Source organism: Paenibacillus sp. FSL L8-0663, assembly GCF_038008125.1.
GTDB lineage: Bacteria > Bacillota > Bacilli > Paenibacillales > Paenibacillaceae > Paenibacillus > Paenibacillus polymyxa_D.
The window spans coordinates 4332181-4348325 of record NZ_JBBOYM010000001.1 but is presented as its reverse complement, the minus strand read 5'-3'; the positions used below and the strand labels follow the sequence as shown (position 1 = coordinate 4348325).

Annotated in this window: 14 protein-coding genes and 1 tRNA gene; 6 read left to right on the top strand and 9 right to left on the bottom strand. The window is 45.7% G+C overall.

The window, feature by feature from the left end; translation table 11 throughout:
• Positions 1–31 precede the first annotated feature (31 nt).
• On the top strand, positions 32–1450 hold the full coding sequence (locus MKY75_RS19105) for an alanine/glycine:cation symporter family protein (protein ID WP_165148773.1): 1419 nt from the start codon (positions 32–34) through the stop codon (positions 1448–1450).
• A gap of 58 nt (positions 1451–1508) precedes the next feature.
• Here the strand turns inward: MKY75_RS19105 and MKY75_RS19100 are convergent, their stop codons facing one another.
• From MKY75_RS19100 to MKY75_RS19080, 5 genes are all read right to left on the bottom strand, one after another.
• A complete protein-coding gene (locus tag MKY75_RS19100) occupies positions 1509–2681 on the bottom strand; it encodes an iron-containing alcohol dehydrogenase (RefSeq protein ID WP_340886251.1) in 1173 nt (390 codons plus the stop codon).
• A 147-nt stretch (positions 2682–2828) separates the two neighbouring features.
• Positions 2829–3656, bottom strand: coding sequence for a carbohydrate ABC transporter permease (locus tag MKY75_RS19095; protein WP_029518391.1), 828 nt, complete (start codon positions 3654–3656; stop codon positions 2829–2831).
• A 22-nt stretch (positions 3657–3678) separates the two neighbouring features.
• Positions 3679–4554 (bottom strand): carbohydrate ABC transporter permease, encoded by an 876-nt coding sequence (locus tag MKY75_RS19090; RefSeq protein WP_029518392.1) that lies wholly within the window; start codon positions 4552–4554, stop codon positions 3679–3681.
• A gap of 33 nt (positions 4555–4587) precedes the next feature.
• A complete protein-coding gene (locus MKY75_RS19085; RefSeq protein WP_029518393.1) occupies positions 4588–5871 on the bottom strand; it encodes an ABC transporter substrate-binding protein in 1284 nt (427 codons plus the stop codon).
• Positions 5872–6068: 197 nt separating this feature from the next.
• The gene (locus tag MKY75_RS19080; protein WP_340886249.1) at positions 6069–7550 is read right to left on the bottom strand and encodes a PTS transporter subunit EIIC; all 1482 of its coding nucleotides are present in this window, start codon (positions 7548–7550) and stop codon (positions 6069–6071) included.
• 318 nt (positions 7551–7868) lie between these two features.
• Between MKY75_RS19080 and MKY75_RS19075 the strand changes: the two genes are divergently transcribed.
• Both MKY75_RS19075 and glpK read left to right on the top strand, forming a co-directional pair.
• A complete protein-coding gene (locus MKY75_RS19075; protein ID WP_340886247.1) occupies positions 7869–8693 on the top strand; it encodes an MIP/aquaporin family protein in 825 nt (274 codons plus the stop codon).
• A gap of 32 nt (positions 8694–8725) precedes the next feature.
• Complete coding sequence (gene glpK / locus MKY75_RS19070; protein ID WP_165148779.1) at positions 8726–10219, top strand: glycerol kinase GlpK; 1494 nt, start codon at positions 8726–8728, stop codon at positions 10217–10219.
• Between the two features lie 85 nt (positions 10220–10304).
• Here the strand turns inward: glpK and MKY75_RS19065 are convergent, their stop codons facing one another.
• Positions 10305–11345, bottom strand: coding sequence for a LacI family DNA-binding transcriptional regulator (locus tag MKY75_RS19065; protein ID WP_029518397.1), 1041 nt, complete (start codon positions 11343–11345; stop codon positions 10305–10307).
• Positions 11346–11656: 311 nt separating this feature from the next.
• Here MKY75_RS19065 and MKY75_RS19060 point away from each other — a divergent pair, with 311 nt between their 5' ends.
• The 3 genes from MKY75_RS19060 to MKY75_RS19050 are packed head-to-tail and all read left to right on the top strand — an operon-like array spanning position 11657 to position 13650.
• A complete protein-coding gene (locus tag MKY75_RS19060; protein ID WP_318628057.1) occupies positions 11657–13003 on the top strand; it encodes a GH1 family beta-glucosidase in 1347 nt (448 codons plus the stop codon).
• 18 nt (positions 13004–13021) lie between these two features.
• Positions 13022–13300, top strand: a complete 279-nt coding sequence (locus MKY75_RS19055; protein ID WP_029518399.1) for a hypothetical protein — start codon at positions 13022–13024, stop codon at positions 13298–13300.
• A gap of 26 nt (positions 13301–13326) precedes the next feature.
• Positions 13327–13650 (top strand): hypothetical protein, encoded by a 324-nt coding sequence (locus MKY75_RS19050; protein ID WP_230585102.1) that lies wholly within the window; start codon positions 13327–13329, stop codon positions 13648–13650.
• A gap of 86 nt (positions 13651–13736) precedes the next feature.
• On the opposite strand, the gene MKY75_RS19045 is transcribed toward MKY75_RS19050, so the two are convergent.
• The 3 genes from MKY75_RS19045 to MKY75_RS19035 all read right to left on the bottom strand — a co-directional run bounded on the left by MKY75_RS19045 (position 13737) and on the right by MKY75_RS19035 (position 15983).
• On the bottom strand, positions 13737–14501 hold the full coding sequence (locus MKY75_RS19045) for an exodeoxyribonuclease III (protein WP_340886246.1): 765 nt from the start codon (positions 14499–14501) through the stop codon (positions 13737–13739).
• A gap of 16 nt (positions 14502–14517) precedes the next feature.
• The gene (locus MKY75_RS19040) at positions 14518–15597 is read right to left on the bottom strand and encodes a hypothetical protein (RefSeq protein ID WP_069011259.1); all 1080 of its coding nucleotides are present in this window, start codon (positions 15595–15597) and stop codon (positions 14518–14520) included.
• A gap of 312 nt (positions 15598–15909) precedes the next feature.
• Positions 15910–15983, bottom strand: a tRNA-Arg gene (locus MKY75_RS19035).
• Positions 15984–16145: the final 162 nt, after the last annotated feature.

Genomic DNA, 16145 nt, shown 5'->3' with positions numbered 1-16145 from the left:
TTTTCTAATATGTTGGAGGAGCGGGTTGAAAATGAATTTGGTACATGTGTTAGAAACGATTGACAGCTGGATATGGGGAGCGCCGCTTCTTATTCTCGTGATGGGCACGGGGTTGTGGCTAACGATCCGCTTGAAGCTGCTTCAGGTTATTCGATTGCCTTTGGCGCTCAAGCTAATTGGTAAAGCGCCGGACGAAGGTAGCGGAGATGTAAGCAGCTTCGGTGCATTGAGTACGGCACTGGCAGCTACTGTAGGTACAGGAAGTATTGTTGGCGTGGCGACAGCGATCAAGCTGGGTGGGCCCGGTTCATTATTCTGGATGCTGGTTGCAGCTTTTTTCGGGATGGCAACCAAATATGCGGAAGGATTATTATCCGTTAAATACCGTGTTAAAGACCGGAACGGACAATTTTCGGGTGGTCCGATGTATTATATTGAAAACGGACTTGGCCGCCGTTTCAAGCCGCTGGCGATGTTGTTTGCCTTTTCTGGTGTTCTTGTAGCCCTATTTGGAATCGGTACTTTTCCGCAAGTAAAGGCTATCGTTTCTTCGACGGAAAGTAGCTTTGGAGTGCCAACGGTAGTTACAGCGATCATTATTTCCGTGTTAACTGCTGTTGTTACGATTGGAGGACTCAAAAGTATTGCCAAGGTATCCACAAAGATTGTTCCATTCATGTCGGGGCTCTATATCGTAGTTTGCTTAATTGTACTCATTAAGTTTGCAGGAGAGCTTCCTCATGCGATTGCTTTAGTATTACAAGGGGCCTTCTCGACCACATCTGCAACGGGTGGATTTGCCGGAGCGACGATTATGTTGGCGATGCGAAGTGGAGTTGCCAGAGGTATTTTTGCTAATGAAGCCGGTTTGGGAAGTGCGCCAATTGCAGCAGCTGCTGCTAAGACGAAATGGCCTGCAGAACAAGGGTTGATATCCATGACAGGCGTATTTATCGATACGATGATTATTTGTAATCTGACGGGATTTACGTTGCTGGTTACGGGAATATGGAGTGGAAATGACGATGGAGGTCTGATGACCCAGCATGCGTTTTCCAGTGCCTTTCCGGCTGGTGCAGAACTCGTGACGATTAGCCTTATTTTATTTGCATTCACAACGATACTGGGCTGGAATTACTACGGGGAACGTTGTGTTGAATATTTACTGGGTGTCAAATGGATTAAACCATACCGTTATTTGTTCATCGCACTTGTGGCAGGAGGTGCGTTCATCAAGTTGGAAGCCATTTGGCTGCTGGCAGATATCTTTAACGCAATGATGGCTTTCCCGAATCTGATTGCACTGCTTGGCTTATCGGGAATCGTAGTTGCAGAAACCCGAACCTATATGGATTCTCTGTATCCTAATAAGAAAAAGGGCATTCTTGCAGGTGCCAGTGTAGGGGCAGCTATTCAAGTAGAAGAAAAGGGACAAACGGTTAATTCATAAATTCCAAAAGGGAGTGCCCTCAGCCATCACAGGCTTGAGGACACTCCCTTTTTAAATGTTATAACGATGCGCGCAAAATAGCTAAAATATCTCCTTGATTAAGCTTTTTATAGTTACCGAAGCCTCCGTATTCCATTTCACGGGCTGCAATGTTTGCGATTTTTTCCAATTGCTCATCATTAATATTGTAATCGGCCAGGGTGGAAGGGGCACCGAGACTTGTCCAGAATGCACTAAGACGGTCAATACCTTCCAAGGCGATTTCTCTATCTGTTTTACCTACGGTGTCTAAGTCAAACATACTGAGCATCAGCCGTTTCATGCGTGCAGCATCCTGATCCACCGTATGTCTCATCCAGTTGGGGAATAGGATCGCCAGACCGCCAGCATGAGGAATATCATATACAGCAGATAATGCATGTTCAATCGTATGCGAAGCCCAATCCCCGAAGTAGCCCATTTGCAGTGTTCCGTTAAGAGCAATCGTTCCGGCATATAAAATCGTTTCGCGATGCTCGTAGTTGTGCAAATCCTCCAACAGCTTAGGTGCAGTTTCGATTACGGTTTGCAGCACGGAAAAGCACATACGATCTTGCAACGGTGTATTTTTAACATTGTGAAAATACTGTTCAAACACATGGCTCATCATATCCACCATGCCATATACCGTCTGATCACGTGGCACAGAGAAGGTGTTTTTTGGGTCCAGAATTGAGAATTTCGGATGCGTCACCGCGCTGCCCCATACGTATTTTTCGTTTGTTTCCCAGTTGGTGATAACAGAATCTGGATTCATTTCTGAACCGGTAGCGGCGAGTGTGAGGATGGTACCGAATGGCAGAGCCTGGGTAGGCATGTGCTTTTTATTGATAATATCCCACACATCGCCGTCATATTCAGCCCCTGCTGCGATGGCTTTGGTGCAATCAATAACGCTCCCGCCGCCTACTGCAAGTAAGAAGTCGATTTTTTTGTTTCGGCAAATGTCGATGCCCTTCTTAACGGTGGACAACCGCGGATTCGGTTCTACGCCCGACAATTCATGAATGTTGAGATGTAGCGGCTGTAACGCGTTTAATACCTGGTCATATAGACCATTTCGTTTGACACTTCCGCCTCCATATATCAGCAAAATATTTTTGCCGTAATTCAACAGTTCCTGCTGCAGTTCTTCAATTTGATTGTCTCCAAAAATTAATTTGGTGGGGTTATAATATGTGAATTTGTTCATCTGGAAAGTTCCCCTCAGTTCATAGTTCATGTTCAAATCGTAAATCGCTTAACCTGATTGCTGTTGTATACCTAACCTCATCATGTAAGCTATTTGAAATGACGATTAATTATTATACATGAAATGAATAAGGGAATTCAAATAAATCTAATCTTTGACCGCTCCGGCGGCAAGATCGGAAATAAACTGGCGGCTAATGAAAAGAAATAAAATTATAAGTGGCAGTACAGCAAGCAGGGTGCCCGCAATGACCATCGCATAATCCGTATTGTATATCCCGTTTAATTGTGACAGTGCAATCTGGAGCGTGAATTTACGCTCATCCGTTAAGACGATTAGCGGCCATAAATAATCATTCCAGGCTCCTATAAAGGTAAACGCGCCGAGAAAAGCGAACGCAGGACGTAGAATAGGCAGTGCTACATTTAAGTACAGCCGAAAAAAGCTGCATCCGTCCATCCGCCCCGCATCCAGCAGCTCCTTTGGAATGGATTCTTCCGCATATTGACGAATCCAGAAAATGCCGAAGGCATTTACCATCCCCGGGATAATAAGCGCTTTGAACGTACCTACCCATCCAAAGGTGGCCATCATGACAAAGGAGGGGACAAGCGAAAGTTGTGAAGGGACCATCATTGTAGCTAGCAGAACGATAAATAGCACTTTTTTGCCCGGAAAATCAAACTTGGCGAATGCAAAACCTGCCAGTGAATCGAAAAACAGAACCAATAAGGTAACAGAACCAGCTACAAAAAGGGTATTAAAAAAGGCTCCGGCAAAATTAATCTGCTGCAATACTCTCGTTATGTTATCCAAGAAGTGGCCGCCAAACCACAATTGCGGTGGAAAACGATAGATGTCTGAAGTTGTACGGGTTGCCATAACGATCAGCCAGTAAAATGGAAACATCGACAGGATGATTCCCACCAACAATCCGGCATATAAAACAAAGGATTTTGCACGTGTCTGCATCATGTTGTGAAGCTCCTTCCCATCGTTATTTTTTACCTTGAACGAGTTTCCAGTTTATGATGGAGAATAGAGCAATGATGAGGAACATTCCCCATCCGACGGCTGCACCATATCCAAAATAGTTGTTAATGAACGACTCGCGGTACAGGTATAAAACGATGGTCATGCCACTTGCCCCGGAACCGCCGTCATTACCGACCAGGACCTGTGGCTCGGTGAAGAGTTGCATACCGCCGATGGTGGACGTAATGACCGTAAACAGAATGACTGGGCGCAGCATGGGGATAGTGATGCGGAAAAAAGCTTGTGCTCCGGTTGCTCCGTCTATTTTGGCGGCCTCATACAGCACATGCGGAATACTCTGAAGTCCGGCCAGATAGATGATTGCGTTATAGCCCATCCATCTCCATACGACCATAGAAGAAATGGCAATTTGGATACCCCATGGCACATTCAGCCATTGAACCATGGGCAGTCCCAAGAGTTGCAGAAGGTAGTTGAGAAATCCGAAATTGTTGGCAAATAAGGCACCAAATATGATGGCGACAGCCACAATAGACGTCACATTGGGCAGGAAGAATCCAACTCGCCATAAGGTGCGCATTTTCACAAATGGGGCATAAAGCAGAAAGGCAATAATCAGTGCGAAGAATAGCATTGGAATTGTTGCATACACCCAGATCACAAAGGTGTTGCCTACAGCCTGCCAAAATTCATGATCTGTTACAAGGTAGCGAAAGTTGCCCCAGCCGTTGTAGGTCATGTCTCCGATTCCGTCCCATTTGTGAAACGCCAGGTATAATGAAAAACCAATCGGAAACAGTCCAAAGATGCCAAACAGCAGATAAAACGGCGAGATCGCAGCATAAACGGCACGGTGCTTCCAGATTTCTCTCAGCATATTGTCCACACGCCTTTTTTGAATTTTGTTTTTTTATCGCTGTAATTCCCGTTCGATTCGTTCCATGGTTTCCGTCCATAATGCATCAGGATTAGCATCCTGCTTGGCAACATTAGCAAGGCGACGGGTCACAATGCCGTGGATGACAGGGTAGCGCTCGCCGAAATAGCTGCTTTTCACATGACGTGCGGAGGCGGCGAAGATGAGTCCGGTGGCCTGACCCCCAAAGAAAGGCTCGGGTGTCCCCATGATAGGATCGTTATAGACGCCGGGAGTGGACGGGAACAGACCGATTTTGTGGTAGGCTTCCAACTGGTGTTCCGGGTTTTGCAGCCAGGTCAGGACTTCAAAGGCTTCTTTGGGATGTTTGCTGGATTTGAGGATAGAAATGAACGAACCACCCAGGTTGCCGTCTCCTCCAGGAGCACGGGCGACTCTCCATTTGCCAGCTGTATCCGGCGCGGCCTCTGTGAGAACTTGCTTCATCCAAACAGCCCCTACAAAAGAGGCAATTTTGCCGTTATTGACCGAAGCGTTCCATTCGGGAGTCCAGCCATCCGCATTGGCGAGCAGATGCTTCTTGTGGAAATCGACAGCGGTTTTCCAGCCCAGACGGATGTCAGGAGATTGATTGCCAATATAGCTGCCATCCGGCTTGAAGTAGAGGTTTGTATGCTGAGCGAGCACTTGATTGTAAACGTTTACAATATTATCAGCCAAAAACGAACGGCTTCCGAATTTCTGCTGAAGTTGTTCTCCGGCTGCCATGTAATCATCCCATGTGCGGATCGAGGCACTAACCTTTTCAGGATCACTAGGCAAGCCTGCTTGCTTAAATAGATCGCTTCGATAGAAGAGGGCAGTAGGCCCAGTATCCATGGGAAATGCAATCATTTTACCATCAGGAGTGATCCCCTGATTCCATTTCCATTCCAAATATTGATCTTTTAGGCGGTCTGCTCCGAGCTCCCTTAAATCATAAAAACGATCCGCACTTGGAAATAGCTCCACCATCCAGTCGTTCAGAGCTACGATGTCTGGTTCACCAGAACGAGCTGCGAGCGTTGTCTTCAGTTTAGCTTTGAAGTCACCACCTATTTTTTGAGTTTTTAATTCAATGTTGGGAAAGTGTTTTTCCGCTTGGGCGAGTAGTTCATCATCAATGGAACGGTTCCAATACCATAATGTAAGCGTTATCTTTTTTCCATTTGACAAATTAGTTTCAGATGATTGACTTTCAGAGAACGAGGGTCCACTACAAGCACTGAACATAGTGAGAAAAGCAAGACATAATACCAACCATTGTACTGTCTTCACATCATTTCCCTCCTTGCTGTCTGAGATAATCTGCCTGCTAAACAAGTTGTAAATGGTTTAGCTCCATCATATGAAGCTGTTACCCATTTATGTGCATTGCCTTAACCAAAAACAAAAAATTTGAAACGTTTATCCATAAAAAAAAGCACGTGCGTCTGTTATATGAAGAACGCACGTACTTAAGTTAGGGATTCAGCTCATGACATCAACCGCAGTATTTCATCTTTCAGAATTTCGGACCGAGTCCCGAAAATAACCTGCAGGGTACCGTTACCAAGCCTGATGATTCCCGACGCTCCGAGCTGCCTGAGAGCTTGATCGTTAACTGCTTTGTCGTCTTTGACGACAAGACGCAGCCGTGTGATGCAGGCATCAATGCTTAGGATATTGTCCGAACCGCCGAGATAGGTTAGTACCCTGCCTGCCTGACTGGACGGAGTGTCGGATGTAGCGTTTGCTTTTTTATTGGGTACAGATTCGTTAGCCTCAGACAGGAGACTGTCTTCTCCATCATCTTCACGCCCAGGAGTTTTTAGGTTGAATTTGAGAATGATAAATCGGAACAGAAAGTAATAGATGAGGGCGAAGACAAGCCCGACCGGGATCATTCGCAATGGGTGAGTGGAGAGCTTCATATTGACCAAATAGTCAATGAGTCCTGCTGAAAAGGAAAAGCCCAGTTTGACATCCAATAGGTATACGACCAGGCCGCTCAGGCCTGTCAGCAGAGCATGAACGCCGTAAAGCAATGGTGCAATGAACATAAACGAAAATTCGAGGGGCTCGGTAATTCCGGTCAGGAACGATGCCAGCGCAGAACCGATGAAAATGGAAGCGACGGCTTTACGTTTTTCCGGTTTAGCCGTATGGATGAATGCGAGAGCGGCTGCCGGGAGAGCAAACATCATAATAGGGAAGAAACCGGACATGAATAGACCAGCTGATTTATCGCCTGCAAAGAAACGGGTCAGGTCACCATGAACAACTTCGCCAGCTGCATTCGTATAGTTACCAATCTGAAACCACGCGATTGAGTTTAGTACATGATGCAAACCGAGCGGGATCAGCAGCCGATTGGCAATCATGAATACCATTGATCCGATTCCGCCAAACCCGACAATCCAGTTGCCGAAGGCTGCAATCCCATCTTGTACCGGACTCCAGATCATTCCGAGCAGAATGGCCAGAATCATGGTCGTGAAGGCGGTAATCATGGGGACAAAACGTTTGCCTGAGAAGAAGCCAAGCCAATCCGGGAGCTGAATATTATGATATTTTTTAAACAGAAAAGCAGACCATCCACCGATAAAAATACCATCCAATACGCCCATGTCCAGCTTGACGTCGTCTGGAATATATGCAAATATACCCGGCACTGCCGCCAAAATACGGGTCAACACCATATAGGCAATGACTGCCGATAATGCGGCTACTGCGTCGCCTGCCAGACCAATGGCAACACCAATGGAGAAAATGAGCGCAAGGTTACCGAAGATAGCCCCCGCCCCCTCGTTCAGAAAAGGAGTGACATAATGATTCAGAAATCCGCCAACTACGGGACCAAACGGTATATCCGTTTCATAATTAATCAGAGCTAATCCTTGCAAAATCCCTGCGGCGGGTAGAGTAGCTACTGGAAGCATTAACGACTTGCCGATTTTTTGCAGAAATTTCAGCATAACATTCTTCCCTTCTTCATCGAGTTTGGGAGTGTCGTATTCATCCTGAAATCCTTACTTGTGCCCATTTTTTTACATCATAAATCGGGGGATCTAACATGGTCAACGATTATTTTAAGCTATGAAATGACGTAAATCCGCAGTTGACATCGCTTACATGCCTATATAGTATCAAATTTAAGTTAATAATCGTGACGGAGACAAGAGAGCCACGCAGACATCCCATGGTACAGCACAGGGTTGATTTGTGATGGCTTTTCTTTTTTTTGTGCGATGAAAGCGATCAAAATCGGGTGATCTATTGAGGAGGTAGGTTGTATGTCGCCATACGCAGCCGAATTCATAGGGACAATGATTCTTATTGCCCTAGGTGGCGGGGTGTGCGCAGGGGTGTCCCTGAAAAAGTCATTTGCTCACGCTTCCGGCTGGATTGTGATTGGAATGGGATGGGGGCTCGCGGTTGCTGTTGGGGTGTATGCAGTGGGTGAAATCAGCGGAGCGCATTTGAATCCGGCAGTAACACTGGCATTGGCATTTCAGGGTGTTTTTCCATGGCGGGATGTTCCCGGCTATATTGTTGCTCAGCTTCTTGGGGCCATGGCGGGTGCGATCATCGTCGTTTTGCATTATTGGCCTCACTGGAAAGAGACGGAGGACACAGCAACCAAACTCAGTGTATTTGCGACAGGACCAGCTATTGATCATCCGTTTGCCAACGTGCTTAGTGAAATGATAGGTACTTTCATCTTTGTGCTTGCTCTGCAGTCATTTGGTGCCAATTCATTTACAGACGGCTTAAAACCGCTGATTGTGGGTTTTTTGGTTGTCAGTATCGGTTTATCCTTTGGAGGCACAACGGGCTACGCCATCAATCCAGCGAGGGATTTTGGGCCGCGTCTGATGCATTATTTACTACCGATTCCCGGTAAGGGGGCGTCCAACTGGAAATATGCATGGGTGCCCATTATAGGACCGCTATTGGGGGGATCTTTCGCAGGGCCATTTTATCAGGCTGTTTTTAAGGGGAGTGTGACTCCAGCTTTCTGGATTTTACTAGGGATCATCGTGATTGTACTCTTGATTACCTTCCGTATGAGTCGTACTTATAAAAATCATAAAACGGATCACAAACTTATAGCGTAAAAACGATGGATTTACACGGGGAGAGATGAACAATGGGAAAATATATTTTGTCACTAGATCAGGGAACGACAAGCTCAAGAGCGATTTTGTTCAATAGCGAGGGAGATGTAGTGTACTCGGCTCAGCGAGAATTTCCGCAATATTTTCCTCATCCCGGCTGGGTAGAGCAGAATGCGAATGAAATCTGGAGTTCTATTCTCGGAGTCATTGCCTCCTGTCTTTCCGAATCCGGTGTAAAAGCAAATCAAGTGGCTGCCATCGGCATTACCAATCAGCGAGAATCGGTGGCTGTGTGGGACAAAAATACAGGAGTGCCCGTATATAATGTACTCGTATGGCAATCACGCCAAACCTCGGACATCTGTGATGAATTGAAGCGACAAGGGCACGAGGAACTGTTTCACAGCAAAACAGGGCTGCTGATCGACCCGTATTTTTCAGGCACTAAAGTAAAGTGGATACTGGACCATGTAGAGGGCGCGCGGGAAAAGGCGGAACGAGGTGACCTGTTATTCGGTACGATTGACTCGTGGCTGATCTGGAAACTATCCGGCGGAAAGGCACATGTGACGGACTACTCGAATGCAGCCAGGACGCTCATGTACAACATTTATGAGCTAAAGTGGGACGAAGAGCTGCTGGACATTCTGGGTGTTCCGAAAATCATGCTGCCTGAGGTAAGACCTTCTTCTGAGGTATATGCGCACACCGTGGATTATCATTTCTTCGGTCAGAATGTACCGATCGCCGGTGCAGCAGGTGACCAGCAAGCAGCCTTGTTCGGTCAGGCATGTTACGAAAAAGGGATGATCAAAAATACTTACGGCACAGGCTGCTTTATGCTAATGAATACGGGGGATCAGCCTGTTGAATCTAAACACGGCCTGATTACGACCATCGCTTGGGGACTGGAGGAAGGCAAAGTGCAATACGCACTCGAGGGGAGTGTGTTTGTAGCGGGGTCGGCGATCCAGTGGCTGCGAGACGGGCTGCGTATGTTCCGTGAAGCGAAGGACAGTGAGCCTTATGCCGCTCGTGTTTCGTCTACGGAAGGAGTGTATCTTGTCCCCGCTTTTGTCGGACTGGGGAGCCCCTACTGGGATAGCGAGGTGCGCGGAGCGATGTTCGGCCTAACACGAGGGACCACGAAGGAGCATTTTATCCGCGCCACATTGGAGTCACTCGCTTATCAGACCAAGGATGTGCTTACAGCCATGGAGATCGATTCAGGTATTGCGGTGAAGACGCTGCGGGTGGATGGAGGAGCTGTATTGAACAATTTTCTGATGCAATTCCAGAGCGATATTTTAGATGCAACGGTGGAGCGGCCAGTGATCCATGAGACGACGGCACTGGGGGCTGCATGTCTGGCAGGTTTGGCTATTGGATATTGGAAGAGTACGGATGAACTTCGTAAGCGGGTGAGGGTGGAAACCTCTTTTGCCCCGAATATGGATGAATCAACACGTGCAGGCTTGTATGAAGGCTGGAAAAAGGCTGTGAATGCGACGATGGCCTACAAGTAATGATTAAGCGCTGGGTCTCTGAATATTAAACTGCAAAAAGATGACTTCTGAATCTTATCAGGAGTCATCTTTTTTAAGGCATGAGCTAACCTTTGACCTTCGTATGGTTCCAATGTTGGCCGGCTCCGCAGGAACTACGAATGACCAGTTCCGGCTCGACTTTAATACATTTGGTATCCATTTGTTTATTCATCAGGTCAAACAGCACCATAGCAGCTAGACGGCCTATTTTTTGCTTGTCTTGTTTTACAGTCGTCAGTGGAGGTTCGGTATAACGACAGGCTTCTATATCATCACATCCCACTACAGCAATATCCTCGGGTACCCTCAAGCCGCTTTCCTTGAAAGCACGTATGGCACCAAAGGCAAGCAGGTCGGTAGCCGCAAAAATAGCTTTTGGTAAATTTCCTTGCTGTATCCACGCTTTCGCGACCTGGTATCCATCTTCTGCCGCGTAGTCCTTACCATACACGACCCATTCAGGTCTAACATCAAGACTAAACCGTTTTAGTGAAGCAATAAAGGCCTCCTCTCTCTCTTTAATAACCAAGGAGGGGCGTTCAATGCCTATAAACCCCATGTCGCGGTATCCATTCATGTAAAAGTGCTCAACAACCTTCATTGAAATCTTCTGATTGTCGGACATAATGTAGCAAGAACTGGCTCCGGTTAGTTCAATATCGACACCGATACAGGGGATAGGGCTGGCATCGAGATCAAAAACACTCTTCTCCACTTCATCTCCAGCAATAATAATGCACCCGTCCACTGAAAAATATTTCGAGCGTGCCAAATAGTCCTCTCCATTATCCAGAAATTTCTCATTTGAAAAAAACAGCAGATCGTAACCAAGCAAGCCAATCTGTTTTTTGAAGACATTAATGATATCTACAAAAAAAGGATGACTAAAATCAACATTCAGCTTACCAGCGAATATAACGCCTACCAGATTAGATTTTTTGGTAGCCAGCGTTTTAGCCGAGGAGGAGGGTCTATAGCCTGTTTCCTCCATGATTTTAAGTACCCGCTGCCGGGTTTCCTCACTGATGTCTGTGTAATTGTTAATGATTTTCGAAACCGTTGCTACTGAAACGCCTGCCATGCTAGCTATTGTTTTTATATTCATGGAATCCTCCGCAACTAAACTGATTTAGTTAAATTGACTTTGTTTTTCAAAATTAATGATTACTCGTATTCTATGCTACCTCATAGAAGTGAGTCAACCGTGCTAATAAAGGATGACTCCTAATATTTTAAGGAGTAATAACGGTGATTTGTGTTTTATTTGATAATTTACAAATCTCTATTTACAAATACAGGCTATCCGATACATAATAGTAGCTGTAATTAACTAAACCGCTTTCGTAAAGGTAAGTGCATTTATTCTAAGATAGCCGGAGCTGTGAAGTCTTGATTCCTGAAAGGATGATACCAAGTATGAATGAGAATACCTATACATTCCCCACCACGTTTATGTGGGGAACTTCGACCTCTTCTTATCAAATTGAAGGTGGCGTGGATGAGGAAGGAAGAACGCCTTCTATTTGGGATACTTTCTGTCAAGTACCCGGGAAGGTGATCGGAGGGGACTGCGGAGATGTGGCTTGTGACCATTTTCACCGCTTTAAGGAAGACGTGCAATTAATGAAGCAACTTGGCTTTTTACATTACCGTTTTTCCGTGGCCTGGCCGCGCATTATTCCCGCACCTGGCGTGGTTAACGAACAGGGGCTACTCTTCTATGAGCGTCTGCTGGATGAGATTGAGTCGGCTGGGCTGATTCCAATGCTGACGCTGTATCATTGGGATCTGCCGCAGTGGATTGAGGACGAGGGTGGCTGGACGCAGCGAGAGACTATCCAACATTTTAAAACGTATGCCTCTGTAATCATGGATCGATTTGGACAGCGTATAAGCTGGTGGAATACGATAAATGAGCCCTACTGCGCCTCTATTTTGGGCTATGGTACAGGCGAGCATGCCCCCGGCCATGAGAACTGGAGGGAAGCTCTTGCTGCCGCTCATCATATTCTGATGTGTCACGGGATAGCCATGAACTTACACAAGGAAAAGGGCCTGACGGGCAATATCGGTATTACGCTGAACATGGAGCATGTCGATGCAGCCTCTGAACACTCCGAGGATGTAGCCGCTGCTGTCCGGCGGGATGGCTTTATTAATCGTTGGTTTGCCGAGCCATTGTTTAACGGGAAATACCCTGAGGATATGGTGGAATGGTACGGGGAGCACTTGAACGGATTGGATTTTGTACAGCCTGGTGATATGGAGCTGATTCAGCAGCCAGGGGATTTTTTGGGCATCAACTACTACGCCCGCAGTATCATTCGAGCGACTACAGACGCTTCGTTGCTTCAGGTCGAGCAGATTTCCATAGAAGAACCGGTAACGGATATGGGATGGGAGATTCACCCTGAATCCTTTTATAAGCTGCTGACACGGATTGAGAAGGATTTTACCAGAGGATTATCCATCCTGATTACAGAAAACGGAGCAGCGATGAAGGACGAACTGGTGAATGGAAAGATTGAAGACATTGGGCGTCAGCATTACATTGAGGAACATTTAAAGGCATGCCATCGCTTTATTGGGGAGGGAGGTCAGCTTAAGGGCTATTTTGTATGGTCATTCCTCGATAACTTCGAATGGGCCTGGGGATACAGCAAACGTTTTGGGATTATACACATCAATTACGACACGCAGGAACGGACACCCAAACAAAGTGCGCTGTGGTTCAAGCAAGTGATGGCGAATAACGGGTTTTAAAAAGAAAAGGGGTGCACGATGCAGCAGTATTATTTTGACGATCAAGGACGTTTTGTGATTGAGAATTTTGCGCAGGCCAAGCCCTTTTCCAGTTTTCTACCCGGTATTGCTGGTGTTCAGGGAATTCCTCTGTGGGCGTATTATGTTAATCGTGGACAAGGAATTGCGAGCTTTGGTGTGGAGGATAAGAATGGAGCTATCATGGAGTTTTTTCCGGCCAACCGAACAGCTCCTTTATTGCTAGCAGTGCTAATCCTGATGCAAGTTTGCATGGAACGGGATATATCGCGAGGCTGAGCGGATCTACGGCAGAATTTATTCATATGTGGATATGGATGATGACGGGCGGGCAGCCGTTTGGCTATGATCATAGGGGCCTATCCTTGAAGCTGGAGCCCAAGCTGCCAGGCTGGCTGTTCACAGCTACAGGTGAGCTATCTTTCTGTTTTCTCGGAAGCTGTCAGGTGACTTATTTTAATACGGATCGCAAGGATACTTATCCACCGGAATGCATAGTGACCCAGTATGTACTGCATTACGCTAGTGGCGAAAAGAAGACGATAAGACAGGCTATATTAGATCATAAAGAGGCACAAGATGTGAGAGAGCGGTTGATTTCCCGTATCGAGGTATATTTGGGGACATAGCTCCATTCATTAAAGCGGTCATGCTGCAATAACAGAGCATGACCGCTTTTTAAAGTTTCATAAATCCTTGTGTCAGGGCAGGGGACTTATGCTGAAATATCTTGCAACTCCAATATCACAGGACAGTGGTCACTGCCTGTAATATGACAATCAATGCTCGCATCCATCAATAGCGGACGAAGTCTCTCTGAGACGAGGAAGTAATCGATCCGCCAGCCGATATTCCTTTCTCTCACCTTTGGCATGTAGGACCACCAGGAATAAACATCCGTCCGGTCAGGATAAAAGGTTCTGAAGGTATCTATAAATCCGGCGTCTAGCAGCTGTGACATGCGTTCCCGTTCCTCAGGCGTAAAACCGGCATTTCCGTAGTTAGCTTTGGCGTTTTTGAGATCGATCTCCTGATGAGCTACGTTCAAGTCTCCACACACGATGACAGGCTTCAAAGCATCCAGTTGTTGCAGGTAGCTGCGAAAACGGTCTTCCCATTCCAGTCTGTAGGGCAGTCGGGATAAGTCCCGTTTGGTATTCGGTGTGTACACATTGACGAGATAAAATTTTTCGAATTCCAAAGTGATGGTTCGGCCCTCCGGTTCTTCATTTTCTTCAAGTCCATAATGCACAGAGAGCGGCTTGATTTTGGTGAAAATAGCCGTGCCGGAATACCCTTTTTTCTCAGCATAATTCCAGTATTGTGTGTATTCCTCCATGTTTTCCATGAGGATCTGCCCTTCTTGAAGCTTCGTTTCCTGTACGCAAAAAATATCGGCATTCGTTTCTTTTAAATAAGTATAAAACCCTTTGGTCACACAGGCTCTTAAGCCATTTACATTCCAAGATATTAATTTCATTTGATTAATCTCCTTGCTACTTCACGCGGTCAAGCGATGTGATTTGTATATCCTTTGTTGACATAAGCTTATAAATGTCTTCTATCTTGACTTCATAGGTCTTTTCATCAAAATGGTCCTGACCAAACATATAATCGTTTAGTTCTATTGCCTTAAGGTTTCGGTTGGTATTCATAGCCGAAGGGAAGTATTCGATGTCTAATGAGGCTTTATTTCCGGCCAACACTGTTTTGAGAACTTTTGCAGTTTGTAATACCCGTTCTTTTTCCAATGACAATCCTGAGTCAGTTAGATCCTCGAATACAATTATACGAATATATTGATCGCCGACCGCTTCGGGATTCAGTTTAAAATCGTCGTATTCTTTGATCATTTTATCTGTTTCCCCTTCTTGCACCCCAGAATGAACAGCGGCTGCATCATTGTATAGCTTCTGTATAACAGGTTTGAGCTTCATGTCCAGTTGGCTCTCCCAAAGGGCGTTAAGATATTTTTCTCTAAATGGGACATCCTCATAAGGACGCTTGGTCATGTTAAAGAGGACGGAAGGATGACGATTAGAGATCGCCTCCATGGTATATTCAGTGAAGGGAATACTATGATAGCTAATATTTTGAATTTGAAAGTCCTCTCCGTATTTCTGCTCCAGATATTGCTCTGATTCTGCGGCTACGTTGCGTTTATTTTCACCTGTTTGTGTAAAAGGTTCTATAATATCTACGTATTTCATTGTGACTGCAAGAAGTAGAAGTGTAGCTCCCACAGTGAGACTGAGCAACATGCGCCATTTGGAAGGCAACGATGCACTTGTCGGCGCGCTACCCACATTGCTTGTAATTTGAAAAGATCGTATTGTAAAAATAATGCCTAAAATGTGGAGAATAATGGCCAGCGGTCCCGAAATAATAAGCAGGTATCCGAGAGAAAATAATGTAAAATAGATCAGAATTCCCTGTGTGATGATCAGAGCCGCTCCTCCAATCATATAGGAAGGAATGGCGAGATAAAACATACCCAATCCAGTACCTAATATAGAAAGCAAAGTGGCAACAAAACGATGAATTTCCCGCGACTTTTGGAGTTTATTCGTAGTCAAGGGAGTCAGCCAACCTCCTTTACTTCAAAATGGTGTAACATGATAGATGATAGCAATATCTGCGTTTTATTGAAAGAGTAGTGACTTGAAACCAGCGCCTAAAGTAGCGTGGCAGACTATTCTTTCTACATTATTTATCATCAAAAAAAGCTCCCTTGCGGAAGCTTTTTTTTGATGTAATTTATCAAGAGAGATACTCTCCCTATGGTTGACTGCGAAGTATAGGCTAACGATGCCGATGGGCCGACGTTACCCTGTGAGTTATCTCATGAGAACAAAAAAAGCCTCCATTATGGAAGCTTCTTGTTATGACGTCCCAGGAGGGATTCGAACCCCCGACCGACGGCTTAGAAGGCCGTTGCTCTATCCAGCTGAGCTACTGGGACATAAAATTCAAGCGAATATTAATATATCATATGGATAAAAGAAATTCAAGTCTTATTTTGCATATATCGCTTATTTAGGCTTTATACAGCATAAATTCTGAGTAGACGTAGTTTTTTTTGCCTTATAAAAGGGTATGTTAGAATACAGGTGAATATGTGTAA